The sequence below is a fragment of the Nostoc sp. C96 genome (assembly GCF_059384975.1).
In genome coordinates this window covers 1,068,069-1,093,428 of the sequence record NZ_CM182020.1, presented here as the reverse complement: position 1 = coordinate 1,093,428, position 25,360 = coordinate 1,068,069, and the positions used below count along the sequence as shown (strand labels likewise).

Here is a 25,360-nt window from a genome sequence, read left to right as displayed (position 1 = left end):
AATGAATTTAGAGTTCGCTGATGCCTTATCAATAGCAGCTGCTGTGCGCGGTGGTAAAGTTAGTGCCGTAGAAGTGACTCAAGCTGCACTCACAGGAATTGCCAAACTAGATGATCAACTTAACTGTTTTACCACTGTCATTACCGAAACAGCTTTAGCAGATGCAGCCAGAATTGATCAAGAAATCGCTCAAGGTAATTCTCCAGGTGTACTAGCTGGCGTACCTTTTGCTGTGAAAAATCTGTTTGATATTGCTGGTATCACAACCCTGGCTGGGGCAAAAATTAATGCCGAAAATCTTCCAGCTACCCAAGATGCAACAGCCATAGCCAAGTTAAAACAAGCTGGTGCTGTGTTGCTTGGGGCTTTAAATATGGATGAGTATGCTTATGGATTTGTCACGGAAAACTTTCATTATGGTACTACTCACAATCCCCATGATTTACAACGGTTAGCAGGTGGTTCTTCTGGCGGATCTGCGGCGGCGGTTGCGGCTGGTTTGGTTCCTTTCACCCTGGGTTCTGATACTAACGGTTCGATTCGCGTACCTGCGGCTTTATGCGGGGTGTTTGGTTTAAAGCCAACTTACGGACGCTTATCTCGCGCAGGTGTCACGTTATTTTCTAGTAGTTTTGACCATATTGGCGCTTTTGCTCGTTCGGTGGCAGATATCGCTACAGTGTTTGATGTGCTACAAGGAGAAGATGAAGGCGATCGCATTTGTACAAAACGTCCGCCACAATTGTGTTCACTTCAACTTAATCAAGATATCTCTCATCTGAAAATTGCGATCGCAGATGATTATTTTGTCCAAGGTGCAGTACCAGAAGCATTAGCCGCAGTCCAAACAGTAGCAGCGGCTTTAGGTGTAACTGAATATATCACCATCCCAGAGGCTCAACGCGCCCGTGCAGCGGCTTTTGTAATTACAGCCAGCGAAGGCGCAAATCTGCATTTAGATCAATTGAAATCGCGTCCCCAAGATTTTGACCCCGCAACCCGCGATCGCTTTTTGGCTGGGGCGTTAATTCCCAGTAGTTGGTACTTGCAAGCGCAACGCTTTCGTCAATGGTACCGTGATCGCGTTCGAGAAGTTTTTCAAAATGTCGATATCATTCTCGCCCCCACCACACCTATTTCTGCACCATTAATTGGTCAACAGACGATGATTTTAAATGGGGAAGAAATTTTAGTGCGTCCTCATTTGGGATTATTCACTCAACCCTTATCTTTTATCGGCTTACCTGTTTTATCAATACCCATTCAACGCCCCAATGCTTTACCTCTCGGTGTGCAGTTAATCGCCGCACCCTACAATGAAGCTTTAATCTTGCGAGTAGCCGCCTTCTTAGAATCTCAAGGTGTAATTTCTGCACCCATCGTCAATTTAAACCAAAACTCCGCCTAACTCTGCCTTTAACTCCGCACTCCTCGAAGTTTGACAAGCTTCATAAACAACACAAGCAGTCAACCACACTAAACCCACCGCATAACCAGCAATCACATCTGTAGGCCAATGTACCCCCAAATAAAGCCGACTAAAACCAATTGCCAAAATTAAAATCACAGTTAAGGTGAAAATTTGCGATCGCCATTGGGGAAATTCTTTGGAGAGGGAATAGCCCATACAACCATAAACCACCATTGACACCATTGCATGTCCACTGGGAAAACTGTAGTGATTGACGTTAATAATGTAATCCCACAAAGCTGGACGCGCCCTTACAAATAGTTCTTTCAGCAGGTAATTTAAACTAATCGCCCCCACCGCCGCCATCCCAAAGGTAGTAGCTTGTAATCGACGGCGGCGATACAGCAACATCGCTTCCCATGTTAAACAACTCAAGATTAACAGTGGTGGCTCACCTAGGGAAGTTATACCTACCATGAGGCGATCTAGTAAGGGCGTATGCAGCTTTTGAAGAGTTAGTAAAATACTGGTGTCTAAACCATTTCTGTGTAATAGGGCTGCACCCAAGGACAACGCAGAAAAGGCTGCTGCTACAGGAATTATTTGACTACGCCATTGATTGACTGTGGTATCTGATCGCACCACCTTAGAAAGGCTCTTGCTAGGAATAAATTCTGGCGCACTACTGGGTGGTAATTGTTTATGAACTCTTGTGTAATCTAAAACGATATTTTGCAGCAGCCAGGCGATCGCATTGGGACTAAAATCTGGCTGAAACAGTACCAAAATATTCCCTGTTAAATGGTTAGCACTGGCTTGAAAGATCATATCTTCTTTTGACAATCTCAATTCTAGGTATTGTTTTAGCGATAGAGAATCATGCAATCCCCTCACTTTATATCTGGCTCTACCTTTGATAGAAGTATGTATCGCTCGAACTAAAAAATTTTCCCCAATAAGATTGCCACAATCAGTGTTCATTGTTCTGCTTCACAAATTTTTGTAATAGTCTCAAAACATCAGAGGCGCTAAAGTCTCTTTTTCCCATAGTATCAAGGCTACTCAGGCTTCTAGTGTTCAGCCTGGAGCAAGATTAGCCATACAATCACAGACTGAGTAACTCTACATTAATGTCAATAGTTATCAAAAAATAAATTTTGTGGGCAAAATTTGACAAGTGCGTTGATAATTGCCTCAAAGTATAAGGAGTCGGAAACATGAGTTTCTATCGTGGGCGGAAAGTTTTAGCTGTGTTGCTCATCTCAGTATTATTATTGACAACAGCTTGTACACCTAAAACACCAGGGCGTTTTGACCAAGTACAACAAGAAAGCAGTAAACAGAAAAAAGGTCAAGCAGTTGCCAAGACTGCGACTCAGGGAAGTGAATTTAACAAATTCTTTCCAAAATCTGGTGGTGGTTATGATCGCGTTTACACTCAAGAGAAAAAAGGTTTTGCAGAAGCTAAGTTGAAAAAAGCTGGTAAAGAAGTAGCGGTGCTGTCGATTTCGGATACAACCAGCACCCCAGAAGCAGCAGCAAAATTCTCTAAAAGCACCAAAAAGATTGCTGGATATCCGGCTGTAGAACAGGGTAAAACCCAAAGTGCGATTTTGGTAGGGAAGTATCAAGTCAAAGTTCAGTCAAAAGCTACGACATTTACAGCGAGCGATCGCGCCGATTGGCTCAGTAAATTTAATCTTGATGGCCTAGCCAAACTCAAATAATCAACACTCAAAATATTTAGATAACAAACTCGCAATCAGGAGATTTTTATGGGTAAACCGATTCAAGAATTGGTTGATCAACTACCTACTGGTGGTTTAACAATATCTATGTTGAAGGCTCTCGATTTTGTTGCTCCTGGTGAATGGCAAAATACTGTTGGCTTTGTCAACACCATTAAAACTGTGACTGGTGAAGAAGACGAAGAGTTAATTCAACAAATTGGCGAACGAGCTATTTATCTGTATAACGATAGCTCTCAAGGCTACCAAACAGCTATGTGGCTTTATCAAACTGTTGATGGTACAGATAAAGTTCTCGGTGCAGCCGCATTAGCTAACAAAGTTGGTGAATCAATTCCCCTTTTGGGTTTTCTTAACTCTGTGACTCCCAAACCAGATAAAGCACAAACGATTGATTTATCCTTAAAAGTAGTCGCTGAATTAGTAGCTTTTTGCCAAATTAATGGTATTCCTGGAGATAGCATCGGCGATTTTGTCGGTGCTTTAGGTGAATACAGCGGTGAATCGCTCATGCGATTAGTAGCATTAGTTTGTATTGATGGGTTGATACCTTTAGGCCCAGATTTCATCAATAAAGCGTTATCTTTACTTAACCAAACTAGCCCCCAAGAACTGGAACAAAACACAACCTTTAAAGGCATTCAAGATGCAATCCCTGGCGGTAATGCTGCTAGTAAACTAAACTTTATTGGCGAAAGTGTTGATTCTGTTAAAGGTTGGATGAATGGCTTAGTTACTAGCAATAATTTAACTCCGCAAAATGTCGTTAGTCACTTGCAAAGTTTTATGGAAGTGAGTGATGACAAGTTGGATTATTTGGCAGCCTTCTTAGATGTGTCTACTAATTATTACGAACATACAGGTACGCAAACTTTAGTACGTCGCCTAATTGAACGCGCTGTAGCTGAGATTTAGTTAAATCACTCCTAGTCATTAGTCATTATGTATTTACAAATGATTAATGACTAATGACTAACTTATAAGTTTAAATTTTCGGCGATCGCATCTAAATAAGGCTGAAAAATTACTAAATTTTCCAATTTTTCAAACTTACCTTTAGCAGCATTTGGGTCAAAAGCTGTACTAATTATATACAGCGCATTCCCATCAAAAGCAGCATAACTAATATACTGCTCTTGTAATCCACCTTCAGCTTTAATACCTGTGAAACCGTAGCGTATTCCTGGCAGCTTACCAACTGATATATTTTCTAATGGATGAGTAGAAAATATAATTTGATTGCCATTTCCTTTTTGGCGATCTTTACTCAACGCAGCATAATAGTCACCAGACCAAGCTTTCAGCGCTGCGAGGACTTTAGTTTGGTTACTAGAATTTTTATAGTCTAGTTTCGTGCCGAAGGAAATACCTGCATCAGCCAGATGCTTTTGAAAATTGGGATTTTGACTAACTTGAGAAACACTCATCTCAAGTGTACCTAAAACTTCACCTTTGGCAGATACACATAACAAAGGTTCAGTTCCCTGACATGGAACCACTTGCCAACCGCTAGGCACTACAATATTTTTACCTAAAACTTTCTGCCAAACATTTCCCCCTATTGAGGTAGAAGGGTTTCCCGACTTAACTGGTGGGGAAGCCTTGGATGTGGACGCTACTTGGTTCTTTGGCTCTACCTTAGTTCCAGAAAAGTAGGGGAGGATGAATTTTGCACCGAATGGCATTAATAACAGTAAAAGCGCAGCTATGAAAATATGATAAACACGCAACATTTTTCTGAAAATCCAAAGCCAGAAATTACCGAATCAGGCTACAGACTACAACATTTAGTATGTATATAGGTAGATACACAACAGATTACAGGTGAATGAGTGACAAATTTTAAGAACAAAGCAATATACCAAGAGGCTTTCCAGCTTATTTCCTATTTCCTACTATATTTCAATGGCTGGAGATTTTGCCAAGGAAATTTTACTACCTAAAATTATTGTAACTTTATATATACTGGTTAGACATGTAGCACCGCCGCTATAAAATCGTGAGCGCTATTACAACTAGTATTTTGATTAATATTTGTCTAAATTATTTTATTGGTTAGCCAGATGGGCTAGAAGTATTATTTGAAGCGACGAGCGCCGTTGCTACGATTTTGTTTGTGTCTTGCAACCGCTTTGCGTTTTTGTTTTTCTAGCGGTATCTCAAAGTGACGTTTCTTTCTCTTGTCTTGGAAAATTCCGTTTAAATCTTCGCAAAGCTGAATCAATACCCTCATTCTCCCCCAAGACGACTTGCGTCATTCTCATTCCTCCTGATGATGGATGAATATTGAACTATAGAGAAAAAATAAGATACTCCAGCAGAAACGAGCCAAAGGCTCGTTTCTGCTGGAGACTCTAAATGCTAAATTTTTATTTCAAAATTTTAGTAACGACCGCCACGACCGCCGCCGCCACCGCCACGGTTATTGTTACCCCAGCCGCCGCCACCACCGCGAGAAGGGCTTCTTTCTTCACGAGGTTTAGCTTTATTTACTTTCAAGTCACGTCCCATCCATTCAGCACCATCTAGTGCTTCAATAGCGGCAGTTTCTTGTGATTCTGTTTCCATCTCTACAAAGGCAAAACCACGAGGACGGCCTGTTTCTCGGTCAGTGGGTAACTGAACACGATTTACTTTTCCGTATTCGCTAAATGCCATTTTCAAGTCTTCCTCAGTGACTTGGTAAGACAAGTTTCCAACGTAAATTGACATATAATGTCTCCGAATTCAGGGAGTGTAGAGAGTTAAATTCGGAGAGACGCTTTTTCAAAATCAAAACGAGTTACTCAACCGAAAATAATCCTTATATGCCAAAGTATAGCACAACCTTCAAAGAATCAAAGTTATCAAGTAGTCAAAAAACTTTGTAGTTTGTAACTATATGTATAAGATATTTGAGTATTTGTACCTAATAAATATTTAAAAATATGTTCATAGACATTTATTAGATTAACTATTACATATAATTATGAATTATATAGTCAATCTAGACAAGCTAATTTTAACTATATATATATATAGTGTTAAACTCTTTTAAGATTGTCGAACTCTAATAATATCCTTTGCGCTTCCTGACACAAAATTTGGTGATAGTTACTATTGCTGGCAAATAATCCTCCCCACTGATTGATATCATCGGTGTTATATCGCAAAGGACTGCCATCAAAATGAGTAAAACTACCACCAGCTTCGGTTAAAATTAGCTCTGGTGCAGCTATATCCCAGTCTTTAGGCGCAGACTTACCAGAAAGAGAAATATAAATGTCTGCTTTTTGTTCGAGAATAGTAGCAATTTTACAACCTACACTGCCCACAGCTTTTTGATTTTGGCAAGGTAAGTGTTGTAGTAAATAGTTGAGCCTTTCATGGCGATGAGAACGACTGACAACTAAGGTTAAATCTTCGATGGATTTTTCTGTTAAAAGTGTAATGGGTACAGTTGCTTTTGGTGTTTCCTTAAATGTTCCGCCATCTTTTGTAGCGTAGTAGATTGTTTCGGCTTCTGGCACAGCTACGATTGATAAAATAGGGCGATGATCTTGAATTAAAGCAATGTGAATCGCATAGTCTCCAGTCTTGTCAATAAAATCTTTGGTGCCATCTAAAGGATCAATTAGCCATACTAACTGAGAATTTTGTTGCTGGAGTTGTGATTTATAAGTTTCTTCGCTGATGTAAGTAAAATCTTCGTCACCAAAAGCGGCTTGTAATCTCTGCAAAATATATTGACTGACGGTAATGTCTGCAATGGTCACAGGCTCATTCTGTTTGTATTGCACCTGTAAATCAGCATCTTTAATTGTACCGTGGTAATAAGAATGGAGTATATCTGCTGCTTTCCAGCCTACATCACGAGCGATCGCTAATATTTCGGCTAAATCTTTCATTGCTTCTCTTCCATCCAGCGACGTGTGCCAAAAAATTGACAGGAACCAGCGGCGATATTAGCGGCTTGTGCTAAGGCATGAGTGAAATTATCACTTAATATATAGTGGCAGAAAGCGCCGTGAAAAATATCTCCAGCCCCCAGTGTATCAACTGGTATAATGCGCGGTACGGTTATAGTACCACTTTGCTGACTACTTAGATATGCTATTGATTGATCACCGTGGGTAATAGCAATGTGGGGAATGCCAAAATTACTCAGGTAATCAATCACCTCTACTTCTGCATTGCAGTTAGGCGGATGAAAATTGGCTGAACAAATCGCATAATCTACGAAAGGTAAGATTTCTTCAAAGCCGGGTTTCCAACTACCACCATCAATAACTACCGGGATATTAGCGGTTTTTGCCGTTTGTGCGATCGCTTTACCAACTTCCATCTGATGTCCATCAATTAATACAATATCAATATCTGGCAAAATATTCATGGGGATAGATGTACTGCTGGCTTGGGTTTTCGCCGCATTAATGGAAATTACCGCCCGTTCACCAGTTGCTTGAGTCACAATAATTGAAGATACAGGTGGGGGTGTCGGCTGGTTAGGTTCAAGGTCGGCGATCGCTACTCTATAATTTTCTAAGTCACGATAAATTAGTTGCGTCATTGGGTGCGAACCAACCACACCCAAGATATCTGCTTGATTACCTAAATGAGCAAAAGTTACAGCCGCATTTGTCGCTGGCCCTCCTGCTGCTACAGTATAGTCAGCAGCAACCATCTTCTGATTATTTTGAGGGGCAGAATCAGCAAGATAAATCAAATCTAAAGTGACTAAACCAACAAATAATCCCCGATACACCAGTAATTTTCGTTCTCCAGAACTAAAACGACAAAACCTAATTACGAATTACGAACTCCGAATTATATTCTCATGCAAACAGATCCACAACCAGGAACACTTTACGTTGTTGGCACACCCATTGGCAATCTAGAAGATATCACTTTTCGGGCGGTGCGAATTTTGCAGACAGTGGATTTGATTGCGGCGGAAGACACGCGTCATACTGGCAAACTGTTACAATATTTTCAAGTGAAAACACCCCAGTTAAGTTACCACGAACATAACCGCAATAGTCGCATTCCTGAAATATTAGAGAATTTAAGTAATGATAAAGCGATCGCTTTAGTTAGTGATGCAGGTATGCCGGGAATTTCTGATCCTGGTTATGAATTGATTAAGGCTTGTATTGATGCCGGAATCAACGTAGTACCAATTCCCGGTGCAAGTGCAGCAATCACAGCTTTGAGCGCTGCGGGATTACCCACAGATAAATTTACTTTTGAAGGTTTTTTACCGCCAAAAACCCAACAGCGACGGGAACATCTAGAAACTTTGCAAACAGAATCCCGCACTTTAATTTTCTACGAATCGCCCCATCGTTTACCCGAAACTTTGCAAGACTTAGCAGAAGTTTTTGGCAGCGATCGCCAAATTGTTTTAGCCAGAGAATTAACTAAATTATACGAAGAATTTTGGCGCGGCACAATCGCCGAGGCGATCGCCCATTATCAACAACGAGAACCCCAAGGTGAATACACTTTAGTTGTGGCGGGAACTCCAATCACTCAACCATTATTAACCGAAGTAGAACTAAAAGCTGAATTACAACAGTTAATTAGTCAAGGAATATCGCGATCGCAAGCCAGCCGTCAACTAGCTAAATTTACCTCACTTTCCCGCCGCCAAGTCTATCAACTAGCGCTGTCTATCATCGTGAGTGCTGAGTAACTTTCAGATTTCTGCCTCATCAACTGTTTTTTTACGTATATTTACTGAAAAATCATAAAACCTAGATAAATTTTTACCATGATATCTAGTTTTTAATTAATAACTAAAATATAATCAGCGTAAATTAACTTCATTTTTAGTCAATAAAATCAAACAGTTATGGGTAGGCTTTTAATCAAACTTATAGGCTTAATTTTATTATTTCTAGGTTTATATTTTTTCGGACAAAACATTATCTTTGTTAGCGGCTACTATTCATTTTTCTATCGGAGTTTACCTGCAACTGGTTCAGTTTTAGCAATTATGTCTGGGATTTTTGCCTTGATTTTCTTTCCTAGAGAAACTGGTAATTTTGGTTGGATATTGCTAGGTATTGGCATAGTGCTAGTTTTCTTAAGTGGAGGAGTAATTTTAAGACCAACTAGTTTATGGAGTTTTGCTGTTTCATTTACTGCAATGTCCCTTGGTTTTAAGTTATTAAATCAGGGCAGAATTAACTTATAAAGGATGAAATAACTATTTTGTTAAAGTATTAATACATACATTTACTGATAATAATAGAAACTTGAGTATATCTTTCATCAAAACTCTATTTGCAATAGACAATGATTGATTTATTGATAATTGCATATAATACTAAATTGCCATAATAAATAGGATTTCTCACGCTGCTTTATGGTGGTGACTAAGATGTTTGAAGGCTATTCAGCGGAGTTTGGCTAAGTTGGAGGCTACTATTACAATGGAAATTATTTATAACGAGGAAACAGAATGACCCAAGTGGTTCTAGGCGAAAACGAGGGAATAGATTCAGCGCTACGTCGGTTTAAGCGCCAAGTATCTAAAGCTGGTATATTAGCTGACGTTAAATACCATCGACATTTTGAAACACCATTAGAAAAGCGCAAACGCAAGGCCGTAGCAGCCAGACGCAAGCGCCGGTTTAAATAAACATCTGTGGTTTGGTACTGGCGTTGCTTAAAGAATACCAATCTCAATCAGCAACAGCACTTTGCCATAATACTCACATGAAATTTAACAACATTTACCCAACCCTGGCATAGGTTTGGGTATATTGCTGTTTATGGTAACTAGAGGCTAGAGGATAAAATTTTTACTCAGCACTCCATTAACTATTAACTTCAACAGTGCGGCTATTACAGCGATTCATAGCCTTTTCGACTCCTTGTTTCAGACTCATTTCTACACACTCAACTACAAACTGAAGTACAGCAGACATCAATTGAGTTTCAGCAGCAGAAAATTTTCCTAGTACATGAGAGACAGTTTCTGAGTTATCGCTGTTAGCCGCGTCTTTTGGTTTACCAATGCCGATACGCAAACGAGGAAAATTTTGCGTGCTAAGATGGGCGATCGCACTTTTCATCCCATTATGCCCACCAGCAGAACCAGATAAGCGCAGGCGAGTTTTCCCTAAAGGCAGATCCATATCATCATAGATGATCAAAACAGACTCTGGGGGCAATTTGTACCAACTTGTTACAGATTGTATTGCTTGTCCTGAGCGATTCATGTAAGTTAACGGCTTCAGCAACCGGATTTTATTTCCAGCAAATGCTATGCCTTCGCCATACTCTCCCTGAAACTTGCGATTTTCTGTTACAGAAATTTGCCAAGCACGAGCCAGAGCATCGACAGCAGCAAAACCAATATTATGGCGTGTTTGTTCATACTTCGGCTCTGGATTCCCCAAACCAACAATTAGTTGGGGAATTACCAAAGCTGGTTGTGTTCCAACTTCTGTCATTTCACTTACAATCAATCGATTCGCAGCACTATTTTAAGGGATTGGAGGCTAGAGGCTAGTTTTTAACTCAGCACTCCATTAGCTATTTTGAGAAGAATTAACTGTATCTTGTTGTGGTTGAGCCGCTTCGATTTTTTTTGGTTCCAGTTCAGCAGTAGTTTTCACAACTTGTTCAATTTGTTCGGCTTCTCGTTTAAATTCATTTTGAAATTCATTAGAAGCCTCTTGAAAACCGCGAATCGCTTTCCCGACACTGCGGCCAATCTCTGGCAATTTTTTAGGGCCAAAGATTAAAAGTGCGACTATCATAATTACAGCCATTTCTGGCAGACCAATACCAAATATATTCATGCGATCGCTCCTATCAATATGCAGGCAAACAAAATTAGGAGAGTGGGGAGTTAAAATAAAACATTTCCCCATCATTACTATGGTGACTTGTTTCAGGCTAACCTTTCAAGTCCATAACTTACAAAAAAACCCGGACAAGCCGGGTGTAAGTTCGCTGAATACGCAAGCTTGATTGCTACGTTGTAAATTAGCCGCCTAAACTGCGCCAATCAACCAACACATCCTGAATTGAGATGGATCTATTGTAAAGTTGCAGAATTATCAGTAAAAACACCAAAAATAGCGCCATAAAAACGCCCATTACTGGGGTAGTTCCCCAGCCTGGAGCCACTTTACCGTACTCAGAATTCAAAGGTCTCAGGATATCTCCCAACCTAGTCCGTTGTGCCATAGTTCACCTAAGATTAGTTGCCAAAGCTTTTTTTAATCTTCTGTAATATTCTATAAGAATAGCACTCATAATCAATCTATATTTTATGGAACCCGCAATAGTTCTTAGCATTTCTGTTGGCGCGATGCTTGTAGCCATTACTGCCTATGGAATTTATACATCATTTGGCCCACCAAGCAAGGAGTTGGCAGATCCTTTTGACGACCACGAAGATTAGATTTAGTCAATAGTCCAGAGTCAATAGTCCATAGTAAAAATATGGTGACTCCGGACTACTGGCTTACTCCTGTTGAAGATTAAGTGCTGATATTACTTTGACAGTAGTGATTTTTCCAGGATGTATTGTAAGTGGTTGTTGCCTAAGTGAAAATTCAGTAATATCTAGGGAACTTTCTAATAAATCTACTTTCTCTCCTAAAAGCAGGTCTAAATCGCTCTGTAAGCACAACTCGGCTGTTTTTCCCTGTGATTCATAACACCGAAGGATAAACTCTTGGGGGTTATCTTCCGTTGGCTTCAAGGCCATTAAGATTAAATTTTGAGAAGTTAAATTTAAGAAACTGATTCGGTCAATATTATTTAGTGCTGAGTGCTGAGTTATCGAACTTTGCTCAACGCGGGGAACCCGCGCACGCAAGTTCTCGCTGAGTGCTGAGTTTTGAGGAGAAAAGACTTGCAGGGGAATGTTTAGTTCATAGCCACGTTGTACTGTCTGGGCTGATTCCCAAGTATTAGCGTGAGGATACAAGGCGTAGGTGAATTCGTGAAAGCCTCTATCACACTCTGGGTCTGGCCAATTGGGACTGCGTAACAAGGATAGACGTAGTTGATTGTGTTGAGCGTCGTAGCCATATTTACAATCATTTAGCAAACTAACACCGTAAATACCGATTTCTGTTTCTCCGGTTAAATCAGCCCAACGTAAGGCGGGTACTTCCCATTTGGCTTGTTCTGCGGGGGTTTGGGGTTTAGTGGAGCGACGAATAGCACCGCAGGGAATTTCATAAGTAGCAAAGTCTGCTTCCACATTTAAAGGAAATGCAGCTTTAACAAAGACTTGATTTTCTTGCCAATTAACTGTGGTGGCAATTTTTAGCAGCGGTGAACCTGCTTGTAAAATATAATCTTGCCGAAATTCTGATTCGCCTAACTGACGCACTACACGCAGGCGATGTTGTACTGGCCCTTGCTCTAATACTTGAATAGATTTGAGACTGGTGGCTGGTAAGGGGTGTTGGGCATAATTTGGGTCAATATTCCAAGCATCCCAATATTGACCGCTATCTTTAAAGGCTTGTAATTGATTTCCTGCACCACTTAAGACTTCTCGTTGATGATTTTTATCCAAAACGCTGGATAAATCACCTGTGTCTGGGTCAATAACTACCCGCAGAAATTGATTTTCGAGGACAAAATCAGTGGTCGAAGATGGTGAATTGCTGGGGAGTTGGGATGCTGGAACTAGCCAAAATAGGCGGTAGCCTACGGAGGGAATATCGGTGGCTAAAAATAGTAATGTTGTTGCTTGGGTTAATTGAGAGATAATTTGATTTCCAGCGACATCGTATATCTGCCATGCTGGGTTAGCTGTAGGTAAGTTAATTGCAACTACTTCAGAACGCTGCCAATTGAGAGAATTAAAAACGAATATTGGTAAACTATTGGGTTCTGGTGGTTCTGGTAAGGTAAAGTGAGATGCGATCGCCTGCATCGACTCTTCTAATATTCTTGTCCCCACTTGTTCTACTTGCTGCCACCCTGGCAAAGCATCAGTATAAACTTGAGTGATGGAAGAACCAGGCAAGATATCGTGAAATTGGTTAAATAATACTTGCTTCCAAGCGTTTTCTATGTCTGCTTTAGGATATTGGACATCACAAGTAATGGTGGCTAAGGTCGCAAACAATTCAGCTTGATATAGTAAATTTTCACTATATCGATTCCAACGCTTTTGATCAGCGTGAGTAGTATAACAGCCGCGATGGAATTCCAAATATAGTTCATCATCCCAGGTGGGCAAGTCTGCTTGATTAATTTGTTGTAAATACTTTTGGGCAGTTGTAAATTCTAGTTCTGGAAAGACTGGGGAATGTTGCCAGCGTTGAGCAATTTCTAACATATCACGGGTGGGGCCGCCGCCGTGGTCGCCCACCCCAGGTAGCCAGAGTGATGCTTGTAAGTTTGTTTGGGCTTGCCATTCCAGGGTGTAAGCTGCCATTTTAACTGGATCAATGCCTTCCCCAACAGGTGCAGACATCAAACTAAATACTTGACTACCGTCAGGCGATCGCCACCAAAAAGCCCCATAATCAAATTTAGTAGTATCATTCCAGCGCAGTTTTTGAGTGACAAAATACTCCACACCTGCATTCACAAAAAACTGCGGTAACGTTGCACAAAAACCAAAACTGTCTGGAACCCAAACTATCGGCGAAATCTTGCCAAATTTTTCTTGAAAATAACGCTGACCATACAATAACTGACGAACTATCGACTCACCACTAATTAAATTTAATTCTGGTTCCACCCAGGTAGCGCCAATAATTTCCCAAGTTCCAGCTGCTATGGCTTGTTGAATTGCGGCGAATAAATCTGGGCGATGTTCTTCCACCCAAGCATAAAGGGCGGGTGTGGAATGACAGAAAATTAATTCGGGAAAATCTTTCTGTAATTTCAGAACTGACTCAAAAGTATTTTGGGCTGCATTCCAGGTTTCATTCACCGGCCACAACCATGCTAAATCTAAATGGGCATGGCCCAACAAGAAAATTGTAGATTTTAGATTGTGGATTTTGGATTGAAATAACTTTTGACGCAGAGACAAAAGATATTTATCCCACTCTTCCCTCTCTTCCTTTGTGTCCTTTACGCACGCCACTTGCTTCAAGTCGGGAAACCCGCCCAACGCAGTGGCTCCTCTGCGGTTCGTTATTCTTTCTATCTCCGCCGCCAACTCATCTAACTGTTCCGGCGCAAACTTTGCCAAATACAACTGCGCCACCGCCAACTCATCAGCAACAAAACCAGGGTCAGGATGATTGTAATCGGTAGACTCGTAAATTAAAAGCGATCGCATCAAAGCCCCATTGTCATGTCCGGGACTGACCAAGCGCAAAGCTACGATAAACTCATCCCCAAAAGATACACTTTGACTCAGCAATACTCTGGGGTAAAAATCAAATAAATCTCCTGCTTGAACTAATTCTCCATTAACATAAACCTCCGCCGCATCAGCCCACCAAATCAAAGCCAAGCGCAAAGATAACCCCGCTAAAGGATAACCCTGTAAATCTTGGGGAACCACTAGTTTCTGTACCAGCCATAAAACTTGTTTCCCACCTTGCCAAGCGATATGTCCTTTAGCATTTAACTCTACAGGTTGCCAATCAGACAAATTAGATGTAACAACATCCGTAATATTCCGGTCACATTCTTGGTATAGCCAAGTAGACTGAAGATTAACTTGACAATAAGAGCGTAATTGCTCAGTAGTCTCGGAGATTAAATTTGTCTGAGATTGAGATACAGGAGGGGTCATATTTTCGCTAAGATGATGGCACTTACGATGATTAACAGTTTGTCGTTATCTATTTTTTGGCGGGAGTCTCACAACTAAACAAAACTCGAACTCATAAATCACTACCATGTCATCTGGTTCTTCTGGGCGTTATCAAAGCAGACTCTTTAACTTTGTCCACCAGCAATCTCGGCGGTTGACACAACGATGGGAACAAACTTTTCGGCAAGTACAAGTTACTACCAAGTGGGGTGTAGAAGCATTACTTTACCCGTTGTATCTACTGTTACATTCAGCCGAGTCAAAGGTGAAAACGCTGCATACCAAAGAACCACAACCTAGGCTAAAGTTACAACCAAATTATAGCGATCGCCCACCCGAAACTCCCTTAACTGCTGATACGCCTATACAGCGTGTCTTAGAAGCAGTCCAAAATCTTCCATCCGAAGAAATAGCCACTCCTGCAAAAACATCAGCACTTGGGAATTCCGCAGGAAAATGGTGGAGAAAACTGTTTCAACATCGTCCCACAAATAACCCTTCTTTGGCTCAATCCTTAACGATTTCAGATAATTCCCCTGGTAGTCTGACTTCACCTCAGCGAGAAAATGCTTTCCAGCGCTATTTACCAGCAGTCCAGGGAATTGCGACAAATTTAGGCGATCGCCATTTAGTCTTAGTTTCTAGCAGTAATGAAATCTTGGATGTTTTGACACCTCAGCAGCAGACAAAACTGACAAACAGAATTATTCACGAAGTTGCTAATTACTGGCATACTCAACAAGTAATAGAAGCTGAAACATCATTAGAATTGTTACCAGAAATTCATCGTTTATTAGCTAAACTGACTGGTGAAAATCCACCTAATATTACACAATTAACTCAAGGCATACCTACCCATTTACTTAACAGTAGATCTTTCTTGGAACTGGTAGATAAAATTGTGGCAAAATTGGAAGAAAATGCTGTAGTTCCAGTACAACAACGTAGCCAAGAACTTATCCAAATTACCCAAACACAATTCAACGTATTTCTTTATGGCAAAGAGGAGCTAAACTCTAGGGTAAATATTGCCGTTACACCTGATATTTTAGAAACTCAAACACTGCATTTTCAAGCTTTGATTGAAGCAGCATTAAATTACTTTTTTGGTATTGGTAGAGGGAAAAAAATGCCCTCAGGCAATAGTAAAACTCCTACTAAAGGACAATATTTACGCCCTAGAAATCATCAAGCTTTACCTCAAAACAGAAAATTAAAAAATAAAAATAAGGATGTAGCAGCCGTCCCTTGGCTGAGTTGGAATGACTTATTTAGTAGTTCTCCAACAGTTGCAGACAACACAGTGACACCCACATCACCGCAAAATTCTACTTTACCTTCCAGTCCATATCCACAGAACAAGTTAACTATACAGCAACCAAAAGTAGGCGCTGGTTTAGTAAAAAGACAAAAATCAAGCCGCAATTTGAGCCAAAGTCAAAAAATATCTGGTAAAGTTGCAAATGTCAAACAAACTGAAGCAAGCCAAATTACTCAACACCAAAGCCAAAATCATCAGGTTGAGGCTCAACCCGACTGGATAGACATTAAAGCAACTTCTATTGGTTATGAACAGCATTTCTTAGAAAAGATTTTAGTCTGGCTTGATAATACTATGTTGTGGTTGGAAGAAATGTTGATGAAAACTATTAAGTTTTTAGCAAGGCTTTGGCAAGGTAAATGATGTATAAGAAGTACAGAGTGAGCAAGAAAGAATATCTTACTTAAACCTCAAAACTCAGCAATTTTAACTAATGAATAACGATAAATGACTATTAATTATTGATGGGTTCCTGCGTGAAAGTTCTTGTTTACTGTAAATATTTTAATTTCAAAAATCCACTAGATAAACCTAAGATTGAAACATTTGTGGCACATTTACCACAAATACCCAAGGTGGGCGAAACAATTGTCGTTGAGAGAATTTCAACTCAAAAACAGTTTGTGATTATTTTTGAATATATTGTAACTTGTAACAGCCGTACAATTGAATGCTTCTAAAGAGTCCGCTGATGCGGCAGATGCTCAAGTCAACGCATCTTTAAATCACTGTTGGGAAGGAACATCAAATTTTAAAATTACTAACTTTTTAGAGAAATAATTGTTATAGAAGTTCTTGCTCTGTGAGTTTTGTTGACTGTTAACTACAGTTAACAGTCAACACTAAAAGATAGGCAAGTTAAATGTGTGAAAGCTGACCATTCGATTCAGCGACATTAGTTGCGCCAACTGCCATTACTTCAGACCATTCACTGACGCGGTTGTTATCTAAGACGGCTCGGACGCGATAACCAAGCTGAATCTTGTGCATTAATAAGATTAGTTCACGGTTGAGTAATCCTTGTGATTTTTGGTTTTCATTAGATGCAGCTTGGATACGAAAACAGCGATCGCTTTGACGTTTCAACTTTGGCGATTTGCCTTCTACAAGTACCGTTTGTAGTTCATATTCTTTCGCATCGGGATAAGGTTCCCAGCACATTTGCCAGTAAGTTGACCAGCGAATTAACTCTGCTGGTAATTCCTTGACTTCATCCGACAATGTAGAAACAAGTCCGGTAATGGGAGGTTGTACAACTTGAGGCTGATTAGAGGAGGTGTTAGCAGCTAAAGAGGAATTACTATTAATACTCAGTCCCAGCCCAAATATCAAAGTGAGCAGGAGCATCAATCGTAGGCATTTTAATTGCACTACTGGCAAGATTTTCAGATTCATAATTATGCAAAATTGATTACCACTCCACAGGTAAAATCAGGCTGCCGTTGTCGGCATAAATTGTTCGAGAAGCGATCGCCGTTCTGGGAGCTATCGTAGAATTAAAGACTGCGCTTCTTTGCCCAAGTGCTGAGTTGTTGCCGATGCTGGCGCGGAAGATAACGGAGTTCGGCCCTAACCCTACGGCATCACCTACACTAGTTTCAGGGCCATTAGCAACACCATTAACAACCTGCCTACCACCATGAACTAGAGCGCGAGGCCCATAACCAATTCCATTCCCAAGAGTTAAACTAGTTGTTTCTAAAGCGTGAAAAACAACATCGTTTGCCATCCCAGCAATTTGCCCAACATTAAAGGGTTCACCCTCATCAGCACGCAGCGAAATTCTACTAGCTAGTTTGTTGTTGAGTGTTGCTAAAGAATCTTGAAAAGTGATGTTGCCGATGATGCGGTTACGATAGTTAGGATCACGGGTCGGACTTCCACCTATCTGCGGCAGACCTCCGGAGTTAAAAGATGTATCTGGAGCGTAATTTATTCCTGTTACATTTGTTGAGTCTGTTCTGGCTAAGTCTGTATATCCTTTGGCAAATGCTTCATTGACTTCAATGATACCTTCCATTAATGCAACGTCGGCTTGTGTCAGGTTTGCGACTTTCCCCAAGGTGCCGCTACTAGCTTGTAAGTTAGTTGTGACATTTTTACCAGGCAGGACAACTTTACCAGCAGGTAAAGTAACACCAGGGCCAACCCGTGCCAGAAAGTTAACTACTGTGTTTCTTTCTATAGTTGCACCATCTATTTCACAGTTGAAGGCCAGAAATATCTCTGGAATAGTGTTGCTAAACTGAGTATTGGTAACTGGGTCGGTAAAAGGCCCAGTTGAGCCTTGAGTACCAATTTTAGCTGCACCTTTGATGGTGGCCATGTGTGCCATAATGACATGCTCGCCAATCTCTACACCCGTTCCCGAAGCTATAATTTTCACCTGGTCTTGGATATTAGAACCTGCATCGATGCTAATAGGGGCATTAGTAGCGTTTAACTCGGAAAATGGTGCGATGTAGACTTTTTCTCCCAAGGTAATATTTGTGGGGTTGGTGATTGTCGCCGTAGGGTCAACGAAACTAGCTGACTCAGAAGGTGCTGCACTTGGGCATATAGGTAAGTTAATTGCCGTTGGATTACACGTCGTCCCTCCAGAAGCAAGGGCGGGTTGTATATATATCTGTGTACCGATGGCAAACGCTAGGATAATTGTAGTTAAGACACTACAAATTTTGCGAGGTTTGAACATAGAAAGAAAACTCCTCACGGGCTATGAAATATTAGACTATGGAAAAATTTGCGTTAGATATATTGATGCGATCACATACGAAAAACTGACCAAACAATTAAGCTACAAAGCCTCTATTTAGACTCTTGCTCTGTTTGGGTATGAGACAAAAAATTAACCGCCCCAAAAACCTGCCAAGTTGTAAACTAATTGCAGGATAAATGATAACAAGGGACTCAAAAGCGGAACTGTGATTATTGTTGTTGCCCCAGAAACTGCATCATTGTAGACAGTCTGCCAAGCATCTGGCCCGCTAGTAGATTGCCCATAAACTTTTGTACTCACCGCCAAAGTTAAGCTCAGTACAGATAGACCCACTAGTATTGTGCGACGTTTCAACATTATTACTCGATATCTAATAGATTGCTAAGTTTTTTTTGGCAAGACAAATCACAAAGTTAAAGTTTAGTTTGCTTTAACTTTGCGATTTAACTTACCTAATATTCGTTAAATCGAAGTTAGTGAAGTGTTAATTACTGCAAGGTGTAATTAACAGCTTATTGTATTCTTATTTGCTGCTTTAAGCTAGGCTTTTGAGATTGATAAAAACTATACCAATTATAAAAATATTATTAAATTGCCAATGTTCAACTTTAGACTAAAAATAATTCCTTGCTACAAAAAAATATCTATCTTAGGAAAGAATCTCTTTTTAACTTGATATTATATTGGAATAAAAAATCAGATTAAAAAGCTAAAAACACTACTGCTACTGTATTTGCACTTTCACAATCTGCTAATGCTTATACTCTCTTACATAAATATCAACTGGCAAAGTCTAATCTGAGTAAATATAAACTTACAAAAAACTCTATCTTACGAAGGATATATTTTTTTGATTAACTTTAGTACGAAACTGAGAGCATATAACAAACATTCGTCTGTTTGATAATTGCATTTATGCAATGACATAAATAAGGATATAGAGCATTAATTAACTTAACTAATGTTCTAGAAAAGATTTTTCATTACGAATTAACAACTGCTATCACCACAACAGATGATTAAGGAAGTAACGTAACAACTTTGTTCCTCTTGGTTCTTGATAGTTAGCTGGCAACAGAGCTATTATGGCATTTTGCAAAGTTTCTAAAGCGGTTTCTACTTCCTGTTTAGTGGTTTTGGTATTTGGCGAAAAATGTAACGGTTCGCCAACGCGAATAGTTAACTGTTTCCTGAGATACAGGTCATAAGTACCAATGAGAGCAACTGGTACTATTGGTACACTAGCACGTAAAGCATATATCACCGTTCCTCGCTTGAGGGGAAAATGCAATTTACCTTCAGTATTTCCCAGTCTTCCTTCAGGAAATAGAATCATCCCATCCCCATGAGCCAAAATCTCTAAAATAATGCGGTCTATTTGGCGTAATGTCTGGATATCGCCACCCGATGGAACATTTTCTTGAATTGCGGCGGCTAGTTCAGCTAAGTCTTGTCTTCCAGTTTTGGCTGCTTCCATCACAGCAATTTCTTCTTTCCACAACCGCGCCAAAGGAATCACACCGCCAGCAAAACTCAAAATGAAGCGCTTCCATAATTTGTTATAAAGGGTGCGAGCATCACCCAAAATATAGTAGTACGGCTGGCTGGGGAGTTCTGCCAATAACAGCAAGGGGTCGATGTGGTGAAGATGGTTGACAGCAAGAATTGCTGGTGTCTGCGGTAATTTTTCGAGATTTTCTACCCGAACGCTGAATAAAGTATGAATGAGCGATCGCAACACAAACCGTCGTACACTACCATTAATTTGGTGTTCTGTCTGTCCTTGGTTAATTCCTTCCAAGCGAGTCAAGGCTTGTTTGATTGTATGACGCACAGCGCGATCACTGGCCGCTGCTACTCCTTCTTCTACCCGCTTAATAGTAGCAGCATCTAAAGACAGCAAACTATCTGATTGATGGTTGGCGGAATTATTAATCACACACTCGTTGAGTTCATGTAATCATCATATCCCTTGTTACCGCTTGGGCATTTTTAATTTATCTCAAGTATGATATGTAGTTCACTTCCAATTAAAAAAGAACCCCCGAAACTTCGAGGGTTCTTTTTTTTAAAGCAGTTTTTTAAAGATTTAGAAAGGGGCGATCGCTAAACAAATTACAGCTAACATCGCAGCTATTATATAAAACACAGCCACAACTTGTAATTCTGACCAGCCACCTAACTCTAAATGATGATGTAAAGGAGCCATTCTAAACAATCGTTTGCCTTTACCATCTGGGCCTTTTGTTGCTTTGTAATAAGCAACTTGCGCCATTACAGACAGGGTTTCAACAAAGAAGATACCACTAAGAATAAATAACGCTACCAAGCTGTTTGTTAAAAGTGCGACAGCAGCTAACGCACCACCCAACGCTAGGGAACCCGTATCACCCATAAATACGCGGGCTGGGTTGCGGTTATGTGCTAAGAAACCTAAGCAACTACCGCTTAAAGCTGCACAGAAAACCATCAATGGTAGGGAAGTTGGGGCCACTACAGCACCTAAAGCCAAAAGTGCTATCGCTACAGTTCCACCTGCTAAACCATCAATACCGTCAGTTAAATTAGTTGCATTACTCTCTGCGACGAGAACAAATCCTGCCAAAGGCCAGAAGAGGAACCCTAAAGGCAGTGCAAAGCTCACCCAAGGCAAAGCAATATTTGTAATATTAAAAGGTTGATTAAACATTAACCAGATACAAAACAGCGCTGCAAAACCAATTTGCAAAGCTAGTTTCATTTTTGGAGAAATCCCTTTATTGGATTTCCGGCGGAGAATTTGCCAATCATCAATCCAACCGATAAAACCGTAGCTAAGGGTTAGTGCGGAGACAGCAACGACCTCTGTGGCGAAATTAGACATTATACAGGCAACGATCGCCGCAACAGGGATGAAGAATATCCCACCCATTGTTGGTGTGCCTGCTTTTTTCAAATGGGCTTGGGGGCCATCTTCGCGGATAATTTGTCCAGTTTTCAGTGCTTGCAGCATAGGTACTACTACATAGCCCACAGCAGCCGAAATTACGGCACACAACAACAAAGGCATGGTGAGAGATGTGCCTTGCCAAGGCAATCTATTCCCCATCAAATCACAAATTACTGCTGCTACACCTAGCCCGGCGGCTAAGGCAGAAGCGAGACCGATACCAGAAATGTTTAATCCTTGGTTAGGAGATAATTTAGCGTCCACAGGATCTTTTCCCTTCACTCCACACTACAAAAATTTAATTACAGGGACGATAGCTATCACCAAGTCCCTAGCCTGATGGGGCTAATCTTCTTCAACAGCTATCTCGTCGTCATCATCATCAAGGTAATCAGCAATGCCGTCTTCTCCACCGAGAAAGTCTGAGATTTCTTCGTTTTCTTCCTCAGAAAAATCAGGTTCATGCACATCACGCGCTATCAAACGACCGTGGGATTGTAACCAATCTAAAAGGGAGGATTCTTGCTTTAATGGAATTACGGCAGCGCGTTGGTTGCGGGGTTCTTCACGTAAGGGAGAATTCAACATATCAACGAAGAAACAAAATGTTAATGTAACTAGACATTAAGCAGTCTATCACTTGAAACGTAATAATTTAGTTATTTATTGATTCAAGTCTTGCCTGCTGAAATCCGTAAGTTAGCAAAAATATTTTATTTAATAGTGGTAATACAGATAGGAATAAATTCTTAAAACTTTTTTGAGCTTTATACATAGGTCATCAATATTGAACTTAAGGTGGATGAATTTTCAACATTCTTGATTTGGGGTAATAAACCATGATGGGAAAAGCGGCTTTAATCAATGCGATCGCTCCGACAAATCGCGGTTTGCTGGCTACTGAACCACAGAAACAAGCAATCTTAGCGGCGATCGCCAATTTAGAAGACCTCAATCCAACACCACGTCCAGTGGAAGCTGGTAACTTGCTAGATGGCAATTGGCTATTACTTTATACCACTAGCAAAGCTCTTTTAAACCTAGATCGTTTACCTTTTTGTAAACTTGGTCAAATTTATCAGTGTATTCGGGTAGAAACTACCAGCGTTTACAATATTGCTGAAATTTATGGCTTACCTTATCTCGAAGGATTAGTCAGCGTTGCTGCTAAATTTGAGCCAGTCTCCGGTCGGCGTGTCCAGGTAAAATTTAATCGATCTATTGTAGGTTTGCAACGTCTAATTGACTACAATTCTCCAGAAAGTTTTATCCACCAAATTGAATCAGGTAAAAAGTTTACGGGAATTGATGTGCCGATTAAAAGCGAAAACCAAAAAGGCTGGTTAGACATTACTTATATAGATGATGATCTCCGCATTGGCAGGGGCAACGAAGGTAGTGTATTTGTTTTGCGTCGAACATAAGTTTTTCCTTAAGATGTGAGTTAGCGAACGAAACGAAATTATTCCATCATGTGTGCTTTGTCAAGTAGGGTCTGACCCCATTCTAGGTATGAACCTTTTATTTAGAACCTAACGAGAGGTAGATATGGGCAAGGGAGCAGAGAAGCAGGGGAGCAGGGGAGAGTAAATCCTGACCATTGACCATTGACTAATGACAAATAACTTAACAAACCCTCTAGTAGAGACCTTCAGGTTGTAGAGTGAAATCAAATAGCCCTATATATCGGCAATTGATAACTAAAAGGGAAGATAATCATGGTTCAACGTGGTTCTAAAGTACGTATTCTCCGCCCAGAATCCTACTGGTTCCAAGATGTCGGCACCGTGGCTTCTATTGACCAAAGCGGCATCAAATACCCAGTAATCGTCCGTTTTGATAAGGTAAATTACGCTGGTATCAATACCAATAACTTTGCCTTAGATGAATTAGTCGAAACAGAAGCACCAAAGGCTAAAGCTAAAAAATAAGTAGCAAAGCCAAAAGGGGATTCTTTAATGGGATGATGAAGGGAAGCTTTAAGTATGTAGAATGAAGCGTAAAGTTTCAGTTCTTTCATGCTTCCTCTCAGCCTACTCTAAGTAAAAGAAACTGCCCTGCGGGTATTTACGGTTTCTTTTCGATAGAATAGATATTCGCCGATAGGTGCGTACAGTACTTCCTCTCATCTTTCTCGACCCCTAGATAAATTGCTTACTTATCAGTTTCAATGCCTGAACTGCCTGAAGTTGAAACAGTCCGCCGGGGTCTCAATCAATTGACCCTGAATCAAAACATTACGGGTGGAGATGTGTTGCTAAATCGCACCATCGCCTACCCGTTTTCTGTTGATGAGTTTATTCATAAAATCCAAGGTAGTGCCATAATGACTTGGCACCGCCGTGGTAAATATCTTTTATCTGAACTATCTTCTGGGGCTGGCTACCTTGGTGTACATTTGCGGATGACTGGTCAATTATTATGGCTGCACCGTGATGAACCATTGCACAAGCACACAAGAGTCAGAATATTTTTTGGGGATCAACAAGAATTGCGCTTTATTGACCAACGCACCTTTGGTCAAATGTGGTGGGTTCCCCCAGGAGTAGCTGTAGAAAGTGTGATGACTGGTTTAGCCAAACTAGCCGCAGATCCATTTTCACCAGAATTCACTGTTGAGTATCTCGCAGCTAAACTGCAAAATCGCCGCCGTCCCATTAAAACAGCATTATTAGATCAATCTGTCGTAGCGGGATTAGGTAACATCTACGCTGATGAAGCATTATTTAAATGTGGCGTGTTACCGGAAACCTTGTGTACAGATTTGCAGCTAGAGCAAATTCAGCAGTTACGCCAAGTCATTATTGAAGTCTTAGAAACCAGCATTGCAGCTGGTGGTACAACCTTTAGTAACTTCCTTAACGTTAAGGGGATCAACGGTAACTATGGTGGTGTCGCCTGGGTTTACAACCGTACTGGGGAACCTTGCCGAGTTTGTAGTAATCTCATTCAGCGAATTAAATTAGGTGGACGTTCTAGTCACTTTTGTCCACAGTGCCAGAGTTAGAAAGCCTTACAGCTGGGTATAAGGAGGTAAGGGTGTAAGGTTTTTCAATACCCAACACTTTACATTCCCAGACCCCTTTTTTTATACCCCTATACCCCTTTCTTATAGCAAGCTAAAATCCTCTATGGAACAATCTGCAAACTTAAGAAGGAAATTTATGCCAGTCAAAAAAGGAGATGTAGTTCGCGCTATCCGCGAAAAGCTAGAAAATAGTGTCGAAGCCAAAGCTAGTGATACACGTTTTCCTGCTTACTTGTTTGAAACTCAGGGTGAAGTGGTGGATATTAAAGGTGATTATGCCTTTGTGAAGTTCGGACAAGTACCAACGCCAAATATTTGGTTACGCTTAGACCAACTAGAAGCATTTAAGTAAGTATTCCATCCTCAGACTAAAGGATGTGGTTGATGGACTGAACACGAATCACAATTATTAGGTGGGTAATGCCCACCTTTTCAGTTACAACCTGGCGATCGCAGTTATC

Annotated in this window: 27 protein-coding genes and 1 pseudogene; 12 read left to right on the top strand and 16 right to left on the bottom strand. The window is 40.6% G+C overall.

Annotated elements, in window-relative coordinates; genetic code table 11:
* Position 1 precedes the first annotated feature (1 nt).
* A complete protein-coding gene (locus AC504W_RS04790; protein ID WP_494876517.1) occupies positions 2-1,408 on the top strand; it encodes an AtzE family amidohydrolase in 1,407 nt (468 codons plus the stop codon).
* On the opposite strand, the gene AC504W_RS04785 is transcribed toward AC504W_RS04790, so the two are convergent.
* Positions 1,388-2,392, bottom strand: coding sequence for a phosphatase PAP2 family protein (locus AC504W_RS04785; protein WP_494876516.1), 1,005 nt, complete (start codon positions 2,390-2,392; stop codon positions 1,388-1,390). The two genes, AC504W_RS04790 and AC504W_RS04785, sit on opposite strands and share 21 nt — an antisense overlap.
* Before the next feature lie 236 nt (positions 2,393-2,628).
* On the opposite strand from AC504W_RS04785, the gene AC504W_RS04780 reads away from it, so the two are divergent.
* Both AC504W_RS04780 and AC504W_RS04775 read left to right on the top strand, forming a co-directional pair.
* Positions 2,629-3,138: a hypothetical protein gene (locus AC504W_RS04780; protein WP_494876515.1), complete on the top strand. Its 510-nt coding sequence runs from the start codon at positions 2,629-2,631 to the stop codon at positions 3,136-3,138.
* Positions 3,139-3,186: 48 nt separating this feature from the next.
* Positions 3,187-4,074 carry a hypothetical protein gene (locus AC504W_RS04775; protein ID WP_494876514.1) on the top strand — a complete coding sequence of 296 codons (888 nt, stop codon included), beginning with the start codon at positions 3,187-3,189 and terminating at the stop codon, positions 4,072-4,074.
* 62 nt (positions 4,075-4,136) lie between these two features.
* Here the strand turns inward: AC504W_RS04775 and AC504W_RS04770 are convergent, their stop codons facing one another.
* The 5 genes and pseudogenes from AC504W_RS04770 to AC504W_RS04750 form a co-directional block, all read right to left on the bottom strand.
* A complete protein-coding gene (locus AC504W_RS04770; RefSeq protein ID WP_494876513.1) occupies positions 4,137-4,892 on the bottom strand; it encodes a hypothetical protein in 756 nt (251 codons plus the stop codon).
* A 344-nt stretch (positions 4,893-5,236) separates the two neighbouring features.
* Positions 5,237-5,417 (bottom strand): annotated as a pseudogene (gene rpsU, locus AC504W_RS04765) (30S ribosomal protein S21).
* A gap of 124 nt (positions 5,418-5,541) precedes the next feature.
* Positions 5,542-5,871, bottom strand: a complete 330-nt coding sequence (gene rbp, locus AC504W_RS04760; RefSeq protein WP_096583458.1) for an RNA-binding regulator — start codon at positions 5,869-5,871, stop codon at positions 5,542-5,544.
* Between the two features lie 311 nt (positions 5,872-6,182).
* Positions 6,183-7,046: a 3'(2'),5'-bisphosphate nucleotidase CysQ family protein gene (locus AC504W_RS04755; RefSeq protein WP_494876512.1), complete on the bottom strand. Its 864-nt coding sequence runs from the start codon at positions 7,044-7,046 to the stop codon at positions 6,183-6,185.
* Complete coding sequence (locus AC504W_RS04750; protein WP_494878565.1) at positions 7,043-7,906, bottom strand: sugar kinase; 864 nt, start codon at positions 7,904-7,906, stop codon at positions 7,043-7,045. Before AC504W_RS04750 ends, AC504W_RS04755 begins: the two co-directional genes overlap by 4 nt.
* A gap of 69 nt (positions 7,907-7,975) precedes the next feature.
* Here AC504W_RS04750 and rsmI point away from each other — a divergent pair, with 69 nt between their 5' ends.
* The 3 genes from rsmI to rpsU (AC504W_RS04735) all read left to right on the top strand — a co-directional run bounded on the left by rsmI (position 7,976) and on the right by rpsU (AC504W_RS04735) (position 9,784).
* Complete coding sequence (gene rsmI / locus AC504W_RS04745; RefSeq protein WP_494876511.1) at positions 7,976-8,833, top strand: 16S rRNA (cytidine(1402)-2'-O)-methyltransferase; 858 nt, start codon at positions 7,976-7,978, stop codon at positions 8,831-8,833.
* Between the two features lie 159 nt (positions 8,834-8,992).
* Positions 8,993-9,337 (top strand): hypothetical protein, encoded by a 345-nt coding sequence (locus AC504W_RS04740; RefSeq protein ID WP_494876510.1) that lies wholly within the window; start codon positions 8,993-8,995, stop codon positions 9,335-9,337.
* A gap of 267 nt (positions 9,338-9,604) precedes the next feature.
* Entirely contained in the window at positions 9,605-9,784 is a 180-nt protein-coding gene (gene rpsU, locus AC504W_RS04735; RefSeq protein WP_008226419.1) for a 30S ribosomal protein S21, read from the top strand.
* 178 nt (positions 9,785-9,962) lie between these two features.
* On the opposite strand, the gene pth is transcribed toward rpsU (AC504W_RS04735), so the two are convergent.
* The 3 genes from pth to psbH form a co-directional block, all read right to left on the bottom strand.
* On the bottom strand, positions 9,963-10,601 hold the full coding sequence (pth, locus tag AC504W_RS04730) for an aminoacyl-tRNA hydrolase (protein WP_096583468.1): 639 nt from the start codon (positions 10,599-10,601) through the stop codon (positions 9,963-9,965).
* A gap of 78 nt (positions 10,602-10,679) precedes the next feature.
* The gene (locus AC504W_RS04725) at positions 10,680-10,952 is read right to left on the bottom strand and encodes a TatA/E family twin arginine-targeting protein translocase (protein WP_096583470.1); all 273 of its coding nucleotides are present in this window, start codon (positions 10,950-10,952) and stop codon (positions 10,680-10,682) included.
* Between the two features lie 187 nt (positions 10,953-11,139).
* Positions 11,140-11,343: a photosystem II reaction center phosphoprotein PsbH gene (psbH, locus tag AC504W_RS04720; protein ID WP_096583472.1), complete on the bottom strand. Its 204-nt coding sequence runs from the start codon at positions 11,341-11,343 to the stop codon at positions 11,140-11,142.
* An 85-nt stretch (positions 11,344-11,428) separates the two neighbouring features.
* Here psbH and psbN point away from each other — a divergent pair, with 85 nt between their 5' ends.
* Positions 11,429-11,560 carry a photosystem II reaction center protein PsbN gene (gene psbN / locus AC504W_RS04715; protein WP_015111807.1) on the top strand — a complete coding sequence of 44 codons (132 nt, stop codon included), beginning with the start codon at positions 11,429-11,431 and terminating at the stop codon, positions 11,558-11,560.
* Between the two features lie 63 nt (positions 11,561-11,623).
* On the opposite strand, the gene AC504W_RS04710 is transcribed toward psbN, so the two are convergent.
* Positions 11,624-14,881 (bottom strand): alpha-mannosidase, encoded by a 3,258-nt coding sequence (locus tag AC504W_RS04710; protein WP_494876507.1) that lies wholly within the window; start codon positions 14,879-14,881, stop codon positions 11,624-11,626.
* A 106-nt stretch (positions 14,882-14,987) separates the two neighbouring features.
* On the opposite strand from AC504W_RS04710, the gene AC504W_RS04705 reads away from it, so the two are divergent.
* Positions 14,988-16,586: a hypothetical protein gene (locus AC504W_RS04705; RefSeq protein ID WP_494876505.1), complete on the top strand. Its 1,599-nt coding sequence runs from the start codon at positions 14,988-14,990 to the stop codon at positions 16,584-16,586.
* 495 nt (positions 16,587-17,081) lie between these two features.
* On the opposite strand, the gene AC504W_RS04700 is transcribed toward AC504W_RS04705, so the two are convergent.
* The 6 genes from AC504W_RS04700 to AC504W_RS04675 form a co-directional block, all read right to left on the bottom strand.
* Entirely contained in the window at positions 17,082-17,618 is a 537-nt protein-coding gene (locus tag AC504W_RS04700; protein WP_494876504.1) for a hypothetical protein, read from the bottom strand.
* Between the two features lie 16 nt (positions 17,619-17,634).
* Positions 17,635-18,918 (bottom strand): acetyltransferase, encoded by a 1,284-nt coding sequence (locus tag AC504W_RS04695; RefSeq protein WP_494876503.1) that lies wholly within the window; start codon positions 18,916-18,918, stop codon positions 17,635-17,637.
* A gap of 153 nt (positions 18,919-19,071) precedes the next feature.
* Positions 19,072-19,299, bottom strand: coding sequence for a hypothetical protein (locus AC504W_RS04690; protein ID WP_494876501.1), 228 nt, complete (start codon positions 19,297-19,299; stop codon positions 19,072-19,074).
* 646 nt (positions 19,300-19,945) lie between these two features.
* Positions 19,946-20,881: a lysophospholipid acyltransferase family protein gene (locus AC504W_RS04685; protein WP_494876500.1), complete on the bottom strand. Its 936-nt coding sequence runs from the start codon at positions 20,879-20,881 to the stop codon at positions 19,946-19,948.
* Positions 20,882-21,031: 150 nt separating this feature from the next.
* On the bottom strand, positions 21,032-22,135 hold the full coding sequence (gene mraY, locus AC504W_RS04680) for a phospho-N-acetylmuramoyl-pentapeptide-transferase (RefSeq protein WP_494876498.1): 1,104 nt from the start codon (positions 22,133-22,135) through the stop codon (positions 21,032-21,034).
* An 81-nt stretch (positions 22,136-22,216) separates the two neighbouring features.
* Positions 22,217-22,459, bottom strand: a complete 243-nt coding sequence (locus tag AC504W_RS04675; RefSeq protein ID WP_494876497.1) for a DUF3134 domain-containing protein — start codon at positions 22,457-22,459, stop codon at positions 22,217-22,219.
* A 251-nt stretch (positions 22,460-22,710) separates the two neighbouring features.
* On the opposite strand from AC504W_RS04675, the gene AC504W_RS04670 reads away from it, so the two are divergent.
* The 4 genes from AC504W_RS04670 (at position 22,711) to AC504W_RS04655 (ending at position 25,251) form a co-directional block, all read left to right on the top strand.
* A complete protein-coding gene (locus AC504W_RS04670; protein ID WP_494876496.1) occupies positions 22,711-23,295 on the top strand; it encodes a PAP/fibrillin family protein in 585 nt (194 codons plus the stop codon).
* A 294-nt stretch (positions 23,296-23,589) separates the two neighbouring features.
* Complete coding sequence (locus tag AC504W_RS04665; RefSeq protein WP_096583488.1) at positions 23,590-23,802, top strand: photosystem I reaction center subunit IV; 213 nt, start codon at positions 23,590-23,592, stop codon at positions 23,800-23,802.
* 239 nt (positions 23,803-24,041) lie between these two features.
* Positions 24,042-24,878: a DNA-formamidopyrimidine glycosylase gene (locus tag AC504W_RS04660; protein ID WP_494876495.1), complete on the top strand. Its 837-nt coding sequence runs from the start codon at positions 24,042-24,044 to the stop codon at positions 24,876-24,878.
* A 157-nt stretch (positions 24,879-25,035) separates the two neighbouring features.
* Positions 25,036-25,251 (top strand): NAD(P)H-quinone oxidoreductase subunit O, encoded by a 216-nt coding sequence (locus AC504W_RS04655; protein ID WP_096585656.1) that lies wholly within the window; start codon positions 25,036-25,038, stop codon positions 25,249-25,251.
* The last annotated feature ends 109 nt before the right edge of the window (positions 25,252-25,360 follow it).

Bases quoted from the DNA above. Each gene is read 5' to 3' on its own strand.
- AC504W_RS04755 (WP_494876512.1), bottom strand. From the start codon at position 7,046: ATGAAAGATTTAGCCGAAATATTAGCGATCGCTCGTGATGTAGGCTGG.
- AC504W_RS04665 (WP_096583488.1), top strand. From the start codon at position 23,590: ATGGTTCAACGTGGTTCTAAAGTACGTATTCTCCGCCCAGAATCCTAC.
- AC504W_RS04700 (WP_494876504.1), bottom strand. From the start codon at position 17,618: ATGAATCTGAAAATCTTGCCAGTAGTGCAATTAAAATGCCTACGATTG.
- AC504W_RS04725 (WP_096583470.1), bottom strand. From the start codon at position 10,952: ATGAATATATTTGGTATTGGTCTGCCAGAAATGGCTGTAATTATGATA.
- pth (WP_096583468.1), bottom strand. From the start codon at position 10,601: ATGACAGAAGTTGGAACACAACCAGCTTTGGTAATTCCCCAACTAATT.
- psbH (WP_096583472.1), bottom strand. From the start codon at position 11,343: ATGGCACAACGGACTAGGTTGGGAGATATCCTGAGACCTTTGAATTCT.
- AC504W_RS04705 (WP_494876505.1), top strand. From the start codon at position 14,988: ATGTCATCTGGTTCTTCTGGGCGTTATCAAAGCAGACTCTTTAACTTT.
- AC504W_RS04675 (WP_494876497.1), bottom strand. From the start codon at position 22,459: ATGTTGAATTCTCCCTTACGTGAAGAACCCCGCAACCAACGCGCTGCC.
- AC504W_RS04740 (WP_494876510.1), top strand. From the start codon at position 8,993: ATGGGTAGGCTTTTAATCAAACTTATAGGCTTAATTTTATTATTTCTA.
- AC504W_RS04710 (WP_494876507.1), bottom strand. From the start codon at position 14,881: ATGACCCCTCCTGTATCTCAATCTCAGACAAATTTAATCTCCGAGACT.
- AC504W_RS04775 (WP_494876514.1), top strand. From the start codon at position 3,187: ATGGGTAAACCGATTCAAGAATTGGTTGATCAACTACCTACTGGTGGT.
- AC504W_RS04790 (WP_494876517.1), top strand. From the start codon at position 2: ATGAATTTAGAGTTCGCTGATGCCTTATCAATAGCAGCTGCTGTGCGC.
- AC504W_RS04690 (WP_494876501.1), bottom strand. From the start codon at position 19,299: ATGTTGAAACGTCGCACAATACTAGTGGGTCTATCTGTACTGAGCTTA.
- rpsU (WP_008226419.1), top strand. From the start codon at position 9,605: ATGACCCAAGTGGTTCTAGGCGAAAACGAGGGAATAGATTCAGCGCTA.
- rsmI (WP_494876511.1), top strand. From the start codon at position 7,976: ATGCAAACAGATCCACAACCAGGAACACTTTACGTTGTTGGCACACCC.
- AC504W_RS04770 (WP_494876513.1), bottom strand. From the start codon at position 4,892: ATGTTGCGTGTTTATCATATTTTCATAGCTGCGCTTTTACTGTTATTA.
- AC504W_RS04660 (WP_494876495.1), top strand. From the start codon at position 24,042: ATGCCTGAACTGCCTGAAGTTGAAACAGTCCGCCGGGGTCTCAATCAA.
- AC504W_RS04655 (WP_096585656.1), top strand. From the start codon at position 25,036: ATGCCAGTCAAAAAAGGAGATGTAGTTCGCGCTATCCGCGAAAAGCTA.
- AC504W_RS04695 (WP_494876503.1), bottom strand. From the start codon at position 18,918: ATGTTCAAACCTCGCAAAATTTGTAGTGTCTTAACTACAATTATCCTA.
- AC504W_RS04670 (WP_494876496.1), top strand. From the start codon at position 22,711: ATGATGGGAAAAGCGGCTTTAATCAATGCGATCGCTCCGACAAATCGC.
- AC504W_RS04780 (WP_494876515.1), top strand. From the start codon at position 2,629: ATGAGTTTCTATCGTGGGCGGAAAGTTTTAGCTGTGTTGCTCATCTCA.
- psbN (WP_015111807.1), top strand. From the start codon at position 11,429: ATGGAACCCGCAATAGTTCTTAGCATTTCTGTTGGCGCGATGCTTGTA.
- AC504W_RS04785 (WP_494876516.1), bottom strand. From the start codon at position 2,392: ATGAACACTGATTGTGGCAATCTTATTGGGGAAAATTTTTTAGTTCGA.
- rbp (WP_096583458.1), bottom strand. From the start codon at position 5,871: ATGTCAATTTACGTTGGAAACTTGTCTTACCAAGTCACTGAGGAAGAC.